17 protein-coding genes are annotated in these 15,907 nt (G+C 64.8%); 7 read left to right on the top strand and 10 right to left on the bottom strand.

What is annotated here, in order from left to right:
- Window positions 1–41: 41 nt before the first annotated feature.
- Window positions 42–521 (bottom strand): hypothetical protein, encoded by a 480-nt coding sequence (locus XI05_RS32520; protein WP_271509547.1) that lies wholly within the window; start codon window positions 519–521, stop codon window positions 42–44.
- 208 nt (window positions 522–729) lie between these two features.
- On the opposite strand from XI05_RS32520, the gene XI05_RS32515 reads away from it, so the two are divergent.
- On the top strand, window positions 730–1,032 hold the full coding sequence (locus XI05_RS32515; protein ID WP_271510068.1) for a hypothetical protein: 303 nt from the start codon (window positions 730–732) through the stop codon (window positions 1,030–1,032).
- Window positions 1,033–1,170: 138 nt separating this feature from the next.
- On the opposite strand, the gene XI05_RS32510 is transcribed toward XI05_RS32515, so the two are convergent.
- Window positions 1,171–2,388 (bottom strand): hypothetical protein, encoded by a 1,218-nt coding sequence (locus XI05_RS32510; RefSeq protein WP_271509545.1) that lies wholly within the window; start codon window positions 2,386–2,388, stop codon window positions 1,171–1,173.
- 56 nt (window positions 2,389–2,444) lie between these two features.
- Window positions 2,445–3,074: an NUDIX hydrolase gene (locus XI05_RS32505; protein WP_442869344.1), complete on the bottom strand. Its 630-nt coding sequence runs from the start codon at window positions 3,072–3,074 to the stop codon at window positions 2,445–2,447.
- 67 nt (window positions 3,075–3,141) lie between these two features.
- Here XI05_RS32505 and XI05_RS32500 point away from each other — a divergent pair, with 67 nt between their 5' ends.
- The 6 genes from XI05_RS32500 (at window position 3,142) to XI05_RS32475 (ending at window position 8,006) form a co-directional block, all read left to right on the top strand.
- Entirely contained in the window at window positions 3,142–3,567 is a 426-nt protein-coding gene (locus XI05_RS32500) for a PaaI family thioesterase (RefSeq protein ID WP_271509543.1), read from the top strand.
- 290 nt (window positions 3,568–3,857) lie between these two features.
- On the top strand, window positions 3,858–4,880 hold the full coding sequence (locus XI05_RS32495) for an aldo/keto reductase (RefSeq protein WP_271509542.1): 1,023 nt from the start codon (window positions 3,858–3,860) through the stop codon (window positions 4,878–4,880).
- A 14-nt stretch (window positions 4,881–4,894) separates the two neighbouring features.
- Window positions 4,895–6,208 carry a tetratricopeptide repeat protein gene (locus XI05_RS32490; protein ID WP_271509540.1) on the top strand — a complete coding sequence of 438 codons (1,314 nt, stop codon included), beginning with the start codon at window positions 4,895–4,897 and terminating at the stop codon, window positions 6,206–6,208.
- 203 nt (window positions 6,209–6,411) lie between these two features.
- Window positions 6,412–6,990 (top strand): hypothetical protein, encoded by a 579-nt coding sequence (locus XI05_RS32485; RefSeq protein ID WP_271509539.1) that lies wholly within the window; start codon window positions 6,412–6,414, stop codon window positions 6,988–6,990.
- 55 nt (window positions 6,991–7,045) lie between these two features.
- Window positions 7,046–7,393 carry a DUF3088 domain-containing protein gene (locus XI05_RS32480; protein ID WP_271509537.1) on the top strand — a complete coding sequence of 116 codons (348 nt, stop codon included), beginning with the start codon at window positions 7,046–7,048 and terminating at the stop codon, window positions 7,391–7,393.
- 319 nt (window positions 7,394–7,712) lie between these two features.
- The gene (locus XI05_RS32475) at window positions 7,713–8,006 is read left to right on the top strand and encodes a hypothetical protein (protein WP_172785131.1); all 294 of its coding nucleotides are present in this window, start codon (window positions 7,713–7,715) and stop codon (window positions 8,004–8,006) included.
- Window positions 8,007–8,048: 42 nt separating this feature from the next.
- On the opposite strand, the gene XI05_RS32470 is transcribed toward XI05_RS32475, so the two are convergent.
- The 7 genes from XI05_RS32470 to XI05_RS32440 all read right to left on the bottom strand — a co-directional run bounded on the left by XI05_RS32470 (window position 8,049) and on the right by XI05_RS32440 (window position 15,718).
- Window positions 8,049–9,320: a flavin monoamine oxidase family protein gene (locus XI05_RS32470; protein ID WP_271509536.1), complete on the bottom strand. Its 1,272-nt coding sequence runs from the start codon at window positions 9,318–9,320 to the stop codon at window positions 8,049–8,051.
- A 9-nt stretch (window positions 9,321–9,329) separates the two neighbouring features.
- Window positions 9,330–10,037, bottom strand: coding sequence for a RibD family protein (locus XI05_RS32465; protein WP_271509535.1), 708 nt, complete (start codon window positions 10,035–10,037; stop codon window positions 9,330–9,332).
- 19 nt (window positions 10,038–10,056) lie between these two features.
- Window positions 10,057–10,719, bottom strand: a complete 663-nt coding sequence (locus XI05_RS32460; protein ID WP_271509533.1) for an FABP family protein — start codon at window positions 10,717–10,719, stop codon at window positions 10,057–10,059.
- Window positions 10,720–10,910: 191 nt separating this feature from the next.
- On the bottom strand, window positions 10,911–11,159 hold the full coding sequence (locus tag XI05_RS32455) for a hypothetical protein (protein WP_271509530.1): 249 nt from the start codon (window positions 11,157–11,159) through the stop codon (window positions 10,911–10,913).
- Between the two features lie 169 nt (window positions 11,160–11,328).
- Window positions 11,329–13,896 (bottom strand): bifunctional diguanylate cyclase/phosphodiesterase, encoded by a 2,568-nt coding sequence (locus XI05_RS32450; RefSeq protein ID WP_271509528.1) that lies wholly within the window; start codon window positions 13,894–13,896, stop codon window positions 11,329–11,331.
- A gap of 353 nt (window positions 13,897–14,249) precedes the next feature.
- Entirely contained in the window at window positions 14,250–15,026 is a 777-nt protein-coding gene (locus tag XI05_RS32445) for a DUF2182 domain-containing protein (protein WP_271509526.1), read from the bottom strand.
- A gap of 59 nt (window positions 15,027–15,085) precedes the next feature.
- Entirely contained in the window at window positions 15,086–15,718 is a 633-nt protein-coding gene (locus tag XI05_RS32440) for a DUF1326 domain-containing protein (protein WP_172785138.1), read from the bottom strand.
- Window positions 15,719–15,907: the final 189 nt, after the last annotated feature.

The raw sequence follows: 15,907 nt of genomic DNA, 5'->3' as shown, positions 1-15,907 counted from the left end.
CTTCTATGAAGCGATGATCGAGCACACCCTCAGCAGCAATGCTACTGGAACGTCATGTCCAGGCATTTGGAGATGTCGGAGCCGAGGCCGGAGGAGATGATGATGCAGCCGCGCACCTTCTGCGCGCCGACGTCGGCGGCCCAGACCGAATAGCCGCCGGGGCCGAAGAACGAATTGGTGTTCGGCGGCTCGGTCTCGGTGGCGTCGAAATCATACTTGCCGTCGGTCTCGAAAATGCGCGGCTTCTTGGTGCAGCCGCCGTCGGTCTGGACGTTGATGACTTCCTTGTTGTCGCGGGTCAGCGCCAGGGAGACCTGGCAGCGGAAATATTCCGACGTCTTGGTGTTGAAGAGATAGGTGTAGGACTTGCAGGTCGCCGTGTTCAGCTTGCCCGGGGCAAGGCCGCGGCTGCACGAAATCCGCTGGTTGTGGCTGAGCTGGTAGTCATCGGCTTGGGCGGCCGGCGCCAGCGCGGCAAGCAGCAGCGCGGCAGCCGAGCAGGCTTTAACGACAAGGTTCATTCGAATCACCCCCACCAATATTTTTGTCGAGTTGCGTTCTAGACGGAAAGCGGAACATAGTCGCGAGGGGACGAAGGGAAAATCACAAACTGCTGGGCAAGACGTGATGCGCTGCGGCGCTTTCGCAAATTGACCGGGACGCATCGTTCGTGATTTGTTCAAGCCTGGAATGTCCCGACCTTGGGAGGATGGGATGACGGCATTTTCAATGGCATTTTCAATCAAGACATTTGCAATCGCAGCCGTGCTCGGCGCATTGGCAGGGCCCGCATTGGCGCAAACCGCAGCGACGCCCTGGGAGCTCAAGCCCGACACCGGCTACGCCTATGACAAGGACGGCAAGACCTATTCCTACAAGATGGGCACCAGCAATGCCGGAGAGCTCTTGAAGGGCGCCAAGAAGGTGCCCAGGGGCACGCTGTTCTTCCTCGGCCACAACGGCCAGCTCTACATGCGCACCGGCCCGTATCTGGAGGGCGACGGCAGGTTCAAGTTCGGGCCGGATCAGTAGGGTTCGGCTCTCGCCACAAAGAAGCTGCCGTAGGGTGGGCAAAGGCGCATTAGCGCCGTGCCCACCATTTCGCACCGCGTTCTGATCGAAATGCTGGACACGCTGCGCTTTGCCCACCCTACGGCATCTCGCCGTGTCCTAAAACGCCCCTGCCAGCTCTCTTGCGCCGGCTTTGCTGCTGTTGAAGTCCATGCGCTCGTCCGTCACGGCCAGCAGCTTCGCCACCGTGTTGTGGCGGATCGCGACCGGGTTGCGCTCGTAGCCGCCACGCTGGAAGAAATTCGAGGTCGGCACCTGCTCGCGCATCGCCTGCGGCATCGTCACCATGTCGAGGCCGGTGCCGTCGCCGGTGAGATTCATCATCTCGAGCTCGGCCGCCGACAGCGGGCGGGTGAAGCCCTTGGCGCGGGCGAACAGCACCGACGTCAGCAGCTTGTGGGTCTGCAGCATCGGGCCGATGTCGATGTCCAGCACCATGGCATGCATGGCCCAGCCCTGCGTCGTGTTGCCGATCTTCTCGTGCTCCGACCAGGTGTCGGGCACCGACTTCGCATGCGCCACCATCTTCTTGAGCACGGCGAGCTTGTGCTCGAGCGCCTGGCGCGCCGGCCCCGAGCTCCGCGCCACCTTCTCGGACAGCGCACGAATGAATTCGTGGCCCTGCTCGGCGAGCAGCTCCACGCTGTTGGTGGTGAGCAGCTGGTTGTAGCCCATCGCGGTCGAGATCGCGCGCTTGCCGCCATGCTCGATGCCCGCCTGCACGTCGTAACTGCCGGTGCCGCCGGTCTCGAACGAATAGACCCGCACCGCCTGCTCGCGCGTCAGCCCCGAGGCCAGCGCGTAGCGCGCATAGGCGCGCTTGAACTCGAGCTCGCTGGAGGGGCGCTGCGGCGTGAACTGGTAGTGCTCCTGCGCCGCGCGCAGCAGATCGGCGACCACGGGGATGGGCTTCTTGGGCGGCCGGTCCGGGGTTTCCTCCGGCTCCGGGTTCACCGGCTTCTTCGGCCCGGCATAGAGCGGCGGATGCTCCAGAACGTAATCATCGAGCGTGATCTGCTGCCCGCTGCGCCGCTTGGCGTTCCGCGTCTTCCGCTTCTCGGAGATCTGGCTCCAATAGGCGCCGGCCTCCGCATCGAAGGCCGCGCGCGCAGCCTGATATTCCGCGAGCTTGCGGCGATATTCGAGCACCGCGGGCGAGGCCCCCGCGCCTTGCGCGAAAAACTGCGACAGCAGCTGGGCGTTGGCATTGCGAACGGCGGGCGGCAGCGCGTCGGCCTCGGCGCCGCGCGCCGCGGGCGAGATCAGGACGAGCGCGAGCGGAACCAGCGCCAATTTGTTTCGAATCGAATGATGCATGCTGCCTTCTTAGCAGGCATCCGGTAACCGTCACGTTAACGCGCCGTTTACCATCGTCACCTCCAGGCAAATACCGGCTGTTCCAGGTCGGTGACGCGGCTGTGCCGCCCCGCCAGCACCTCGCGGAACTGGTAGATCAGCGCCGCGGTCGGGGCGTGGATCAGGCTCATCTGGTGATGGAAGCGGATGACGCGGCGGCTGCTCTCGGGAATCTCAGTGAAATCGAAGGCATCGTCGCGCTCGATCGTGTCGAGCGCGATGCGATGGACGGAGGCGACCTCGTCCGGGTTCGGGCGGATCGCAGCACTGACGGCCGCCCAGACCACGACCGGCGTGATCAGATAGCCCGAGCGCGTCGGATAATCGTCGAGCAGGCCGAGCACCGCGTCGGCTGAAAGCCCGAGCGCGAGCTCTTCGTCGAGCTCGCGCAACGCGGCCTCGACCGGCGTCTCGCCGGCATCGCAGCGTCCGCCGGGCAGCGCCCATTGGCCGCGATGGGCGCGCAGGTGCGATGCGCGCCTGGTGAGCAGGAAAGCGGTGTCGCCACCGTCGTCGGATTCAGTCAGCGCCAGCACCACCGCGGCGCGCTTCAGCGCCGACGTCTCGGCTATCTCGGGCAGCCGCGCGAAGGCCGCGCAGGCCTCCGCGATATTCCGTCTGGTGGCATCGTCGAACGCTCTCATGATGCTTGACTACACCAGGACCGCATCTGATGAAACGAGGAGAGATCGCGTTGCAAGGATGGACGACGACATGACCAGCAAGGCCGCCGCAAGGCTGAAATCAGAGGGCTGGAGCATCCTGGAGACCACGGGCTTCCTGCACCTGATCGGCCCCTTGTGGGAGCGCAAGGTCGACGGCCATTACGAGTTCGCGCTCGCGACCGAAGACAAGCACCACAACCGCCGCGGCATGGTCCAGGGCGGCGTGATGATGACGTTCGCCGATCGCACCTGCGGCATCACGGCCCGCCACGTCTCCGGCAAGGAGTACTTGGCGACGGTGCAGCTCGACACCCATTTCGTCGAGGCCGGCCAGATCGGCGACGTCCTGATCTCCCGCCCCCGCGTGGTGCGCTCGACCCGCAGCCTGATCTTCATGAGCACCGAGTTGACGGTGGACGACCGCTGCATCGTGATGGCGAACGGCGTGTTCAAGATCCTGAAGGGGCCGGGGTAGCTGTTCCGGCCGACGCTGCTATGCGCCACACCCAGCTGTCATTCCCCGCGAAGGCGGGGAATCCAGTACGCCGCGACCCCTTGATCGATCACGACTGTCTCGGAGTACTGGATCGCCCGCCTTCGCGGGCGATGACACTGAATAAGGCGCAAGCGTGCCCCCACGTCATTGCGAGCGCAGCGAAGCAATCCAGCATGCCTCCGCAGACACATTTCTGGATTGCTTCGGTGCGCTCGCAATGACGGGCGTTGCTGGCTATGCTGCCGTTCGCCAACATCGAGGACCCGCTCATGCAATACCGTCAGCTCGGCCGCAGCGGCCTGAAAGTGTCGCCGATTTGCCTGGGCACCATGATGTTCGGCGGGCCGACCGACGAAGCCACATCAACGCGGATCATCGATAAGGCCTACGACGCCGGCATCAATTTCATCGATACCGCGGACGCCTATTCGAAAGGCGGCTCGGAGGAGGTCGTCGGCCGCGCCATCGCGCGCAACCGCCAAGCCTGGGTACTCGCCACAAAGCTCGCAAACCCCATGAATAGCGAATTGGGCGATGATCCCAATCGCGGCGGGCTGTCGCGGCGCTGGGTGCTGCAGGCGGCGGACGAGAGCTTGATGCGGCTCGGCACCGATCACATCGACATCTACTATCTGCACAAGGAAGATCATGCCACGCCGCTGGAGGAGACCGTGCGCGCGATGGGTGACCTGATTCGATCAGGCAAGGTGCGCTATTTCGGCGTCTCCAACTACCGCGCCTGGCGCGTCGCCGAGATCTGCAACATCTGCGACCGCCTCGGCATCGACCGGCCCGCGGTGAGCCAGCCTTATTACAACGCCATGAACCGCATGCCGGAGGTCGAGCACTTTCCGGCCTGCGCCTATTACGGCCTCGGCATCGTGCCCTACAGCCCGCTGGCGCGCGGCGTGCTCACCGGCAAGTACAAGGTGGATGCGGCGCCCGACAAGGAGACGCGCGCCGGCCGCAACGACACCCGCATGATGCAAACGGAATGGCGGCCGGAATCGCTCCAGCTTGCGCAGGAGATCAAGGCCCGCGCCGAGAAGAAAGGCATCACCGCCGGCCAGTTCGCGGTCGGCTGGGTGCTCAACTCCGCCTTCGTCTCGTCGGTGATTGCCGGCCCCCGTACCGAGGAGCAATGGGACGGCTACATCCGCGCGCTCGACTATCGTTTCACCGCGGAGGACGAGGCGCTGATCGACCGCCTGGTGACGCCGGGCCATCCCTCGACGCCGGGCTATAACGACCCGGCCTATCCGATCGAAGGCCGTCGCGCGCGGACGGCGTGAGGACGGAGACCTCGATGATGCATGAAGATCGCTACGGGAATGCCTTCACAACGTCATCGGACGAAGCGGCGGATGCCTACCGCGAGGGCGTCGACCTCCTGCTCGCGAGCTGGCAGGGGACGGCCGAGGCTTTCGAGCGCGCCATAGACGCCGATCCGGATTTTGCACTGGCGCATATCGCCCGCGCGCGCGTGCATTCCTTCTATCAGCAGGGCGATCTCGCGCGGAAGAAGGCAGCGATAGCGCGCGAACTCGTCGCAGGGCGTGGCTCGATGCGCGAGCGGTCCCATGTCGAGACGCTTGCACTCGCGGTCGAAGGACGCCTTCCCGAAGCGATTGCCGCGACATTGAAGCATATCGACACCTGGCCCCGCGATGCCGTGGTGCTGTCGCTGCCGCTCGGCGCCTTCGGCCTGTTCGCCTTCTCCGGCATGGCCGACCACGATCGTGCGCGGCAAGATTTCTGCGACAGTGTAGCGCGTCACTATGATGAGGACTGGTGGTTTCTCACCACGCACGGCTGGACACTGACCGAGAACGGCAACGTCTCGCGCGGCCGCGCGATCACCGAGCGCGGATTCGCCTTGCGACGGGAGAACGCCCATGGTGCACATACCGTGCTGCACGCGATGTTCGAGGATGGCTCGATCGAGGAAGCCGACCGATTCGTGGAGCAATGGATTCCGGACTACGACCGCTCCGGGCTCCTCTACAGCCATCTGCGCTGGCACCAGGCATTGGTCGCGCTGGAAAAGGACGACGCGCCACGCGCGCTGGCGATCTACGCCGACGTACTGCACCCCTCCATAACGAAGGCGGCGCCGCTTAATATGGTCACCGACATCGCCTCTCTGTTATGGCGGCTCTCCGCCTATGGCCATACCGTGCCGAAGCGTCTCTGGTCGGAAGCTGATGCTGTCGCGCAAGGCCTGTTTCCGAAATCCAGCCTTCCTTTCGTCGACGTCCACATGGCCTTGTTCGCGGCCGCGAGTGACGAGCCGAAGGCGCTCCAAACGCGCCTTGCCGCCATCGAGCAGCGCCTCGCCGACGGCAAGCTGCCGGCCGGCCCTGTGGTCCCCGCGATCTGCCGCGCGCTGGCGGCCTTTGCCGAGGAGGACTATGCGGCTTGCGTACGCTTGCTCGCGCCCGTCCTCGGTGAGGTCGTGCGCATCGGCGGCAGCCACGCCCAGCGCGAGCTGATCGAGGACACCTATATCGTCGCGCTCATGCGCAGCGGCGAGCTGCCCCGCGCCCGCGCCGCGCTGGACGCCCGCCTCCACCGCCGCCCCTCCTTCCGCGATCAGCGCTGGCAGGCGGCGGTGGGCTAGCGCCGCCACGAAAAAAACACCGCCCTGATGGCATGTGCCCGCAGGGACGGATCGGGCGATTTTGACGAATCGCCGTCGGGGTTGACGCAGTGGTATTCCAGGCGGGACTTGCAGCACAAACGGGATCGCAACCAATTTGCGGTTCGATAGTTATGGTGCGGAACTGTTCCGCCGCCATGGCCCCCTGGCACGTGAGCCCGACGATGCGCCTTCGCCGATTGGTTCTCGCCGCGTTGCTCGTGGTCTCGGCAAGTCCTTGTTTTGCCGAGACTTCCAAGCCCATTCCGGTCAACAATCCGCCGGCGCAGCAGAACGCCTTCATCGATCTCCTGGCGCTGATGTCCGGCCACTGCAAGACGTTCAAGGTCGCAGGCCGCACCCTGCCGTGCAAGACGGTGGCCTATGCCCATGGCGACACGGGCCGGGTCAATTTCGCGGTCGCAGTCGACGATCCCTCCGATGACAGTCATGTGGTGTCGTTCTCCGGCGAGAACGGCAAGCGCGCCGACGACAATTCCTATGAGCTCCCAATCGACCGCGTGCTGCTCAACTCCAAGGACCGCCCCAAGGTCGATGGCCTGCCGGTGCCGGCCGAGCAGACCTCGACCGGGATCTGCCGCCAGACCGGCAACTTCGCCGCCAGGAAGGTGAACGACGTCACCTGCTCGGCGACCGACAGCCAGGGCCGCAAATACGAGCTCCTGTTCGTCTCCGACGGCACCCCGGTCAGCGTGCGCCGCATCCGTCAATCGTCGCCGTCGATCCAGGATCCGTTCAAGTAGCTCCGTGTCCGCTGGCGTCAACGTGTACGATGGCGATGCCGCCACGGAGCAACCCATGAAACGTGACCGCCTGTTTCTGCTGCGTCCCGGCTTCGAGGATCCGGCCTTTCCGGGCCAACGCTTCTATTGCTGGCACTGCGCGCTGATCGAGGGCGTGCTGGCCTCGTTTCCACAGCTGGCCGAAAAGCTCGACGTCGAGCGGATCCCCTGGCCACGGCCGCGGCAAGCCGTGATCGCGCTGGTCGGCGAGGAGAATCAGTCGCTGCCGCTGCTCGTGCTCGCGACTGGGGCGACTTCGCCGCACCAGACCGGCAGCCATCATGGCCGCGCCTTCATCGCAGACAAGGACGCGATCCTCGCCGCGCTCTCCGAGCGGCACGGCTTTCCCGATCCTCATCCGTGATAGTGTGTGCGAAAATCTGTATGCCCCACTCTCGTGTCCCGGACGCGCTGCAGCGCTCCTTGCGCTGCTGCGCAGAGCCGGGACCCATTACAGCGGGCCCACCAGCAGCGCATCGTCGAAGAGACGCTGCGCTGCGTCCGGGGCACCAGTCGGCAGGCGAGGCCTCGTCATGCGACGATAGAACGCGCGCCCTTCGATCGTTCACAAACGTTAACGAGCGTTCATCGGAACTGATATCTGCGTCGTTTCGACGCCCGCACCGGCCGGAACGCGCGGGATGCTCATGTGTTGTCACACGACATTCAACTGGAGTGATGACATGAAATATCTCATTGCCGCGATCGCCCTCGGTGCTGCGGCGTTGGCCGGCGGATCGGCGAACGCGGCCGGCAGCGTAAGCGCCAAGCAAACCGCGCAGGAAAGCCAATCCACCGACATCAGCGCGCACCGCAGGCACTACCGCTGGCACGGTCACCACCATCACGGCTATTATCGGCCCTATTACAGAAGCTACGGCTACTACCCGCGCCATAGCTATTACGGCGGTGGCCCCTATGGGTACTACGGCGGAGGCCCCGGCGTGACGTTCAGCTTCGGCGGCGGTCGCTGGTAAGAGGGACAGACGAGAGGCCCGCAGAGATGCGGGCCTCTTTTGTTATCTCTGCAGGATCGCGGCCGCCGTCTCCAGGCCACTCGCCAGCGCCGCCTCGACTGTGCCCATGTCGCGGCCGCGATAGAGCGCTTCACCCGAAAACAGCACCAAGCCGTCGGCACGCGCGAGGATCGCCTGTGCCTCGCGGGCGCGCGGCGTCGCCCACGAATAGGCGCCGCGGGCGAAGCGATCATGCGCCCAATTGGTCGCAGCAGACGCCACCAGCTCGCGCGCGATGTGATCGCGCGGCAGGCCGAAGACGGCGGCGAGCGAGCCGAGCCCGGCATCGATCAGGGCTTGCGCGTCGAGGCTTTCCAGCTCCGCCGTGCGCGGCCCGCCGAACCAGCCCGTGAGCACGGGATGCTGCTCGGGGTAGCGCGTCCACCACACCGGGATCGCCTCATCCGACAGCAGGAAGGTCATGTCGGCAAGGTCTGCCTTGCGCTCGCGCCACCATGGCCGCGCGAAGCGCAGCAGGATCTTGATGACGTTGCCGAAGCCGATGTCGTTGGCAGCCGCAAGCTTCGCCCGCGCGCCTGCCGGCAGCGCGATGTCGCGCAGCAGCGGCAGCGGCACGGTGATGATCGCGCGGTTGCAGGTCTGCACATCGCCGCCGGCGCAGCGAACCATCACCGCGCCGCCCTCCTCCGCAATGGCCGACACGACGCAGCCGAGGCGGATGGTGACGCCGTGCCTGCGGCAGTCGGCCGCCATCCATTCGATCATCGCACAGTAGCCGCCGGCGATGCGCGCCTGCGGAGCGTGTCCGCCGTCCATCCATTCCGCGCGTAGCGCCAGCGTGGAGGCGCGTTCGGGATCGGCTGCGTCATAGCCTTCGACCATCCGCTCGATCGAATGGCGCATCGGCGCGTAGTTGTCGCCTGCAAAATGCAGGCGCAGGAAGTCGGCGACCGTGAGGTCGTCCTTCAAATCGCCCAGCACGGCCTGAAGCTCCGCCTCATGGGAATCGTCGCGCGCCGCGCGCGTGAGCTTCGTCCCGTCAAAGCGCCACTGCTCGCCTTCGATCTCCTGAAGCGCCAGGCCAGCCTCGCGCAGCAATGCGCGCGTGACCGGCGCCTCGCCATGAACGAACTCGGCGCCGCCATCGGCGGCATAGCCGAACTCCGAGGCCGGCAGCGGATGAATGCGGCCGCCACAGCGCTGGCGCGCCTCCAGGATCGTTACCTTGCGGCTGGCACGCGCCAGTTCGCGCGCCGCCATCAGGCCGGCCGCGCCGGCACCGACGATGACGATATGCTCGGATGTGTCGGCCATGGCCGCGCCTTACCGGCTCGCGGCTTGCGGATCGTTCTGGATCAGATAGCGCAGCAGCAGGACGCCGCCGCCGAGCTCGCGCGTGCTCTCCAGCGTCATCGCGGTGAGCGGCGCGCGCCGATCGCCGTCCGCCTCCGTCGAATCGAACACGAAGGGGGCGCCTTTTGCGCCGTCGATCGCGGGGCTGAGGATCAGATTGAATTCGTCGATGAGGCCGGCGCGCAGGAAGGCGCCGTTGGCGACGCCACCACCCTCGACCAGCAGACGCTTCACGCCGAGCTCGCGGCTGAGAATGTCCAGCGTCAGGGCGAGGTCGATCTCGGATTTGCCGGCAAAGATGTAGGACACGCCCTCGCCGCGCAGGCCAGCGAGATGCGAATCCGGGACGTTCTCGGTCAGCACGACGACGATCGGATCGCCGCCGATCTCCGTGCGTCCCCAGCCGATCTTGCCCTCTGCATCGAGCACGACACCGTAGGTCTTCGCATCGCGCCGGGCGAACCAGCTCTCGCGTGGAAATGTCGCGTCCGTCGCGGGATAGGGCTTGCCCTTGGCGAACTCCGACCCGGTGACGCGGCCGATCACCCAGGCATCACCGCCGAGCTCTTCATGGATCTTCTCGAACCAGTCCGTGCCCGCGCCTTTCGGACGCCAGCGGCTGGGATGCGTGCGGCCGTCGAGGCTGGAGTGCATCAGGCAGATGACGTACGGTTTCATGCAATCCTCCGGGCAGCGCTCAGGCCGCGGGTCCATCGCCTGCAGCACGACCGTGCACGATCGCCGCCAGCGGATTGAGCCTGGGCGGCGCCACCAGCTGGAGCGTGTTGGTGTCGTGGTGATTGAACGGCGCGCCGCGCACGAACAACTCGGTCTGGACCAGATAGGTCCAGCTGCCGTCGTCGTTGAAGGTGATGTCGCAGCGATAAGAGTCGGTGCGGAAGGCCTGCTCCAGAAAATCGGTCGAGCAGATCCCGTAGGCGGTGTCGCCGCGCTTGGCGGTGACCGAGATCGCCCTGTCATCCGGTCCGGCCTTGCCCGAGGCCAGCAGCACCTGCCCGCGCGGGATCGCCAGGGTCTGCATGATCAGCCCGGTCGCCGGCTCCCACAGCCAGTAGCCGACCTGGTCGTGGAAGGTGATGTCTTCCTCGGGCGTGTTGATGTGGATGTGATAGCGCAGCCCGTACAGCAGCTGCGGCCCATTGGCCTGCGGATCGATCGGGTCCATGCGGATGCGCTCGATGAAGGTCCGGCGCTCCGGCCCTTCCGCCTTCGGATTGATGTCGATGCCCTTGTCCGCCTGCCAGGTGCCGGCAAGACGCCGAAGCGGGCCGAGATTGGCCAGGCCGTCGGGTGAGACGTCCTCGGGTTCGGTGAAGATATCGGCGGGAATGGGGAGCATGGAGGCCTCGCGGAGTTGCAGAGACCAGCAATAACACGGGCCGGCGGCGGTCTGAATTCAACTGTTACCGGCAAAGCGCCGGAGGCATTCGAGCCATGCGATGATGCGTATTGCATCCCGCGCCCGCCTCGGGCGCTGCAGCCGGCAGGTTGACCAGGTCGTTGAGCTGCCGGCGCGCCCGCGAGCCGTCGTCAGGCCGCTTCGGACACCGATTTCGCGCGCTGCTCTAGCACGCCGATCGTCGCGACCAGATTGTCGCGCCGCGCGCGAAGGTTGAGCGCGAGAAGGGGATAGGTCGGCTGAACCGGGTCGAACACCCCGGCGCGCGCTTCCTCCTCGAGAATGTCGGTATTAATCAGCCGAACGCGCCACCATAAATCGGCGATCAACGCGTCGAGCCGGAGTTCATCAGCAGCACCAGAACGGGACACTTCCTGCATCACTTGCCTCAACCTGAAACGGCCTCTCCGCCGAGGCCTGGGGTTGGGTCATGACTGAGCAAGTGGAGTGCCAGGACGGCGGAGGCGCCGGACCAACTGTTGAGCAACTCTCTTGGGCCCAAGGGGCTGCAGTGGCCGGCCATGATGACAAACGCCGGAGGAATTCAGCTCACGCCACCCGCCGTTTCCGGCGCGCCGTCGGGGCTTGCCAGGAGAGGTTTGCAACCGGCACGGGCTTGCTGAAGTGAAATCCCTGGCCGAGCAGTATACCGAGTGATTGGAGCAGCCTGACCTGTTCGGAGGACTCGACCCCCTCGGCGACGATCGACAGCTTCAGCGTCTTTGCGAGCTGCACGATGGATTTCAGCACGGCGACAGTCTCGCAGCGATCGATCCTGTCGATGAAGGATTTGTCGATCTTGACCTTGTCGAAAGGAAAGGCCGTCAAATAGGACAAGGACGAGTATCCGACGCCGAAATCGTCGAGGGCGATGGAGACGCCGAGCGCCTTGAGGCGCTGGAGCGTCCTGAGGTTCTCCTCGGTGTCGGCGAGAAATACGCTCTCGGTGATCTCGAGCTCGAGCCGGGTTTGCGGAAGCCCGCTCTGCGTCAACGCAAACGTCACGGTGTCGACGAGATTGGCGCTGGCAAATTGCAGGGCGGAGAGATTGACGGCGACCTTGACGTCGGCCGGCATGCTCATCGCATCGCGACAGGCTCTGGCGAGCACCTGTTGGCCGAGCTCGACGATCAATCCCCCCGCCTCCGCAACCGCAATGAACTCTGCCGGAGGGATGTAGCCCCTGGTGGCGTGATGCCAGCGCGCCAGGGCCTCGACCGATTTGACCTGACCGGTGCCAAGCTCGATCACAGGCTGATAATAGAGCTCTATCTCCTCGCGCCAGATCGCTTCACGCAGCTCGATCTCGAGCACGTTGCGCTGATCGGCTTCCGCCTTGAGCTCCGCTGAATAGACGTGGTAGCAGCTGCGGCCGGCATTCTTCGACCTGTAGAGCGCAAGATCGGCATTGCGAAGGATCTCGTCGACCCGCGTGCCGTGCTCGGGCACGAGCGCAACGCCAATGCTACAGCCGATCACGACGGGATGGCCATCGATGTGATAGGGCTCGGCAATGGCCTGGACCAGCCGCGCGGCCAGGCTTGCAGCGCCGTCGCGCATCGAGGCCTGGCCCGCTGCCACGATCACGGCAAACTCGTCGCCGCCGATTCGCGCCGCCGTATCGGCATCGCGGATCTGCGCCTTGATCCGGTCGGCGACCTGCTTCAACAACGCGTCGCCGCATTGATGGCCGAGCGCATCATTGACCGACTTGAACTTGTCGAGATCGAGCAGGAGTACGGCGAACGCGGGCTCGATCCGGGGCGAGCGGACCAGCGCTTCGTCGATACGCTCCTTGAACAGGTTGCGATTGGCAAGGCCGGTCAGGCTGTCGTAATGCGCGAGCCGCTCGATGCGGTCCGCCGACGCCTTGCGCTCGGTGATGTCCTCATGCGTGGCAACCCAGCCGCCGCCCTCGCGCCGGCCGTAGGAGATGTAGACGACCCGCCCGTCCGGAAACTGGACGGTGTTTGATATCTGCTCCGACTGAGCGAGCCGGTTCTTCAAATCGACGAGGTACGCCTCGACGTCGAGCACCGCGGTCTGCTTCGCGAACACCTCCCGGAAATCCATACCGATCCGAATGTCTTCCGGCACGAGGCCATAGAGTTCGAGCCATTGCCCGTTGAACGCGATCAGGCGGTCACGGCCGTCGAACATGCTCAAGCCCTGGGGAAGGTTCCTGAGCGCATCCTCGAACTTGCTGGCGAAATCGCGCCGCTCGCGGTGGGCGCGATCCAGCGCCTGCTGCCGTCGCCAATGGAATGTCGTCGCGGCGAGGATGATGAACGTAAGCAGCAGCGCGCCGCCGAGATAGACCTTCTGCCTGAACGCGGAGCGGGAATAAATCTCCTGCTCCGAAATGCCGACGGTGAAGATGAGCGGAAACGCGCGCGACCTGCGCGCCGTGATCAGCCGGTCGCTCCGGTTCGGTCGGTTCTCGTTCCAATATTGCGCATAGAAGCCGTCCCCCAGTTCGCCCTCGACGCGGCTCGGCGCGTTTTGTCCCAGCACGGAGCCCTGATCCACGCCTCGGGAGGCGAGCACGACGTGGCTCGCGTTCCTGAGCATCAGCGTTCCTCCGACGCCGAGCTTTGCGGTGTCGTAGAACCTGCCGACGACGTCGACGCTGATCGAGCCGACGACCACGCCGACCGGATTCCCCGCGAGGTCGAACAGCTTTCTCGCGAGCTGTATCGTCCACTTCTTGGACGCGCGGCCCAACACCGGCTTCGCCACGTAAAGGCGATCGTCGGCCTGCGACATGGTATGAACGAAGTGCTCGCGATCACCGAGATAGAGCGGCGGCCCGGAATAGCCCGTCGTCGTCTCGATCATGTATCCGTCCGATCCGATCAGAGCGAGTTGGACCACGTCGCCGGTGGCGATGCGGGCTTTGTCGGACCAGAACTTCAGGCTGAAGACCAGCGGATCCTGGGCGTAGAGGGCCCGTACCACCAGCAACGACTGATCCACGCGCTCGAAGATGCGCTCGGTGTTCTCCTCGAACAATTCGGCGACGCTGTTGCCGTGCGACCGCGCTTGCTGGATCGCATCCATCCGCTCAGACGCGGTGATTGCGAAATAGCCGATCCAGACCAGGGGCAGAAAGAACAATGCGATCTGCAGCGGACCATTCCGCAGGATCGTTCTTCCGGCTTTGTGGACTGTTCCTGCGGGAATCACGACGCGCGCCCCCGCTCCGGCCGCCAGGGCAGAACTGCGCTCGCTCGCAGTATTGGCATCGCCTTGTCTCCGCCTCGACTGCACAGGGACACCCGCGGCCGAAGGCGGCGCGCGGGTGCCGTTCATGGCGCAAAGGTAGCTGAAACAGCCTTAAGTTTCTGTTTGGACCTAGCTCAATTCTTCAGCTCAAATCATCCGTATCATCACGGAGGTCGGCCGGTTTTGAGCAATCAGGCACATGGGCATGTCAAAAGCGCACATTTTAACCGTCTTTGGACCGCTTTTCACATCGCGCGCGCAACGACGATCGTGCCGGACAGGATGAGGAGCACGCCTGCCGCATAACTCAGTCGTTGGCCGAACGGCAGCAGTTTCTCGCCGGCGACATAGAGCGCGATGCCGATGATCCAGGCGAGGTTCATCACGCCGCCGACGAACAGCAATACCATCAGAAACCAGCAGCAGCCGACGCAGTAGCTGCCGTGGCGAAGTCCCATCCGGAATGCGCCGCGCGTGCCGGGCCGCCAATGTCGGCTGAGAAACAACAGCGGGCTCTCGCAATAGCGCAGGCAGGCCTGTTTGAGCGGCGTGAACTGATAGAGCCCTGCTGCAATCAGAACGCCGCCCCCCAGCATCGCGCTGGTGCTCGCCATCGCCATCGACAGCAACCCGAAGCGTTCGAACGCTCCTTGCACCAGGACGGCAGCGAGACTGAACCCGGCCCAGGTGACGAGATAGCCGGCGAGGAAGGTCCAGCTATCGGTTGCGGCGCGGGAGGCAGTCTCTTGCCTGCGCTTGACGGTCGCATACAAGAGAACGGTGGGCACCGCGCTCGGCGCCATCATCGCGACCATCATCACCCACCACATCACGAACAGCAGCACGCCATAGAATGGCGTCCACGGCATCGGCGCCATGTCCGGCATGTCGGCCATCATCTCGGTGTCCATGCCGGCGCCCGCAGCGAGGTAGGCCCAGGCGAGCGCCACCACTGCGGCGGTCCCGATCGCGACGATCAGCCGGTCGCGGTGGAGCAAGCGTTCCAGTACCGAGCGCCGCATCGACTTGTCCATAGCGATGAGGAGCCGACACCGAGGTTTGTGTCGGTGTCAGCGCCGCATCATGCCGCAACGCCCTCCGGCGTCTGCACGACATTGGCGAGCGAGCTATGCGTACCGCGGGTCTCGAACGGGATCGCGCCGGTCGAGCGGATGTTGGCGGATGCGACCTCGGCCGCCCGATGTTCGAACCCCTCGGGCATGACCACCTGGATGCGGTGCGGATCACCGGTCACCGGATTCTTGATCGGCTCGACATCGGTCTCGAGCACGCCCCTGGCGAGGAGTCTTGCGATGCGTCCGTCCTTGTCGAAGGAGAACTCGAACGGCACGAACACCGGATCGTGGATCTTGGTGACGATCATGCTGACGATCTGGAAAAGCGTGCCTTCGGCCGAATGCTTGCCGGAAAAGATATCGAACAACGCCTGACGCTGCTCCGCCGTGGCGCGTTCGTCGATGATGGGCTGGATTGTCCCGTTGCCCTCATGCAGCGGCCCAGGGAAATCGACCGTGATCGCAAAGCAGAGACCATCGAGCCTGGTCCCTTCGAAATGTCCCTTGGCGATCCGCATGGCGACCAATCCCTTGCAATAGCCTTGGGTCGGCCGTGCGTTGAAATCGCAGGGGCAGCCAAACGCGCAGCTGCAGTTCTTCATCCATTCGCCTTCGAGACGCCAGTCCGATGCAGCCATGGCACATCTCCTGATGTGAGCGGGGACGCGGCAGCCGTTGACGAATTTGTTCAGCGTTCTTGTCGAGGCAAGGCGAAAGGCGCGAGCGGGATCGAGATCCGATCAGAAGGCCGGCATCGCAGAAAAAGTAATGGTGGCGAGCTGCCGTTTACCGTCCGAGGATCATATCAGCGGCCACCGGCCACGTAT

The sequence above is a fragment of the Bradyrhizobium sp. CCBAU 11357 genome (assembly GCF_028128865.1).
GTDB lineage: Bacteria > Pseudomonadota > Alphaproteobacteria > Rhizobiales > Xanthobacteraceae > Bradyrhizobium.
The sequence above is the reverse complement of the archived record's forward strand: the minus strand, read 5'-3'. Positions and strand labels throughout refer to the sequence as shown.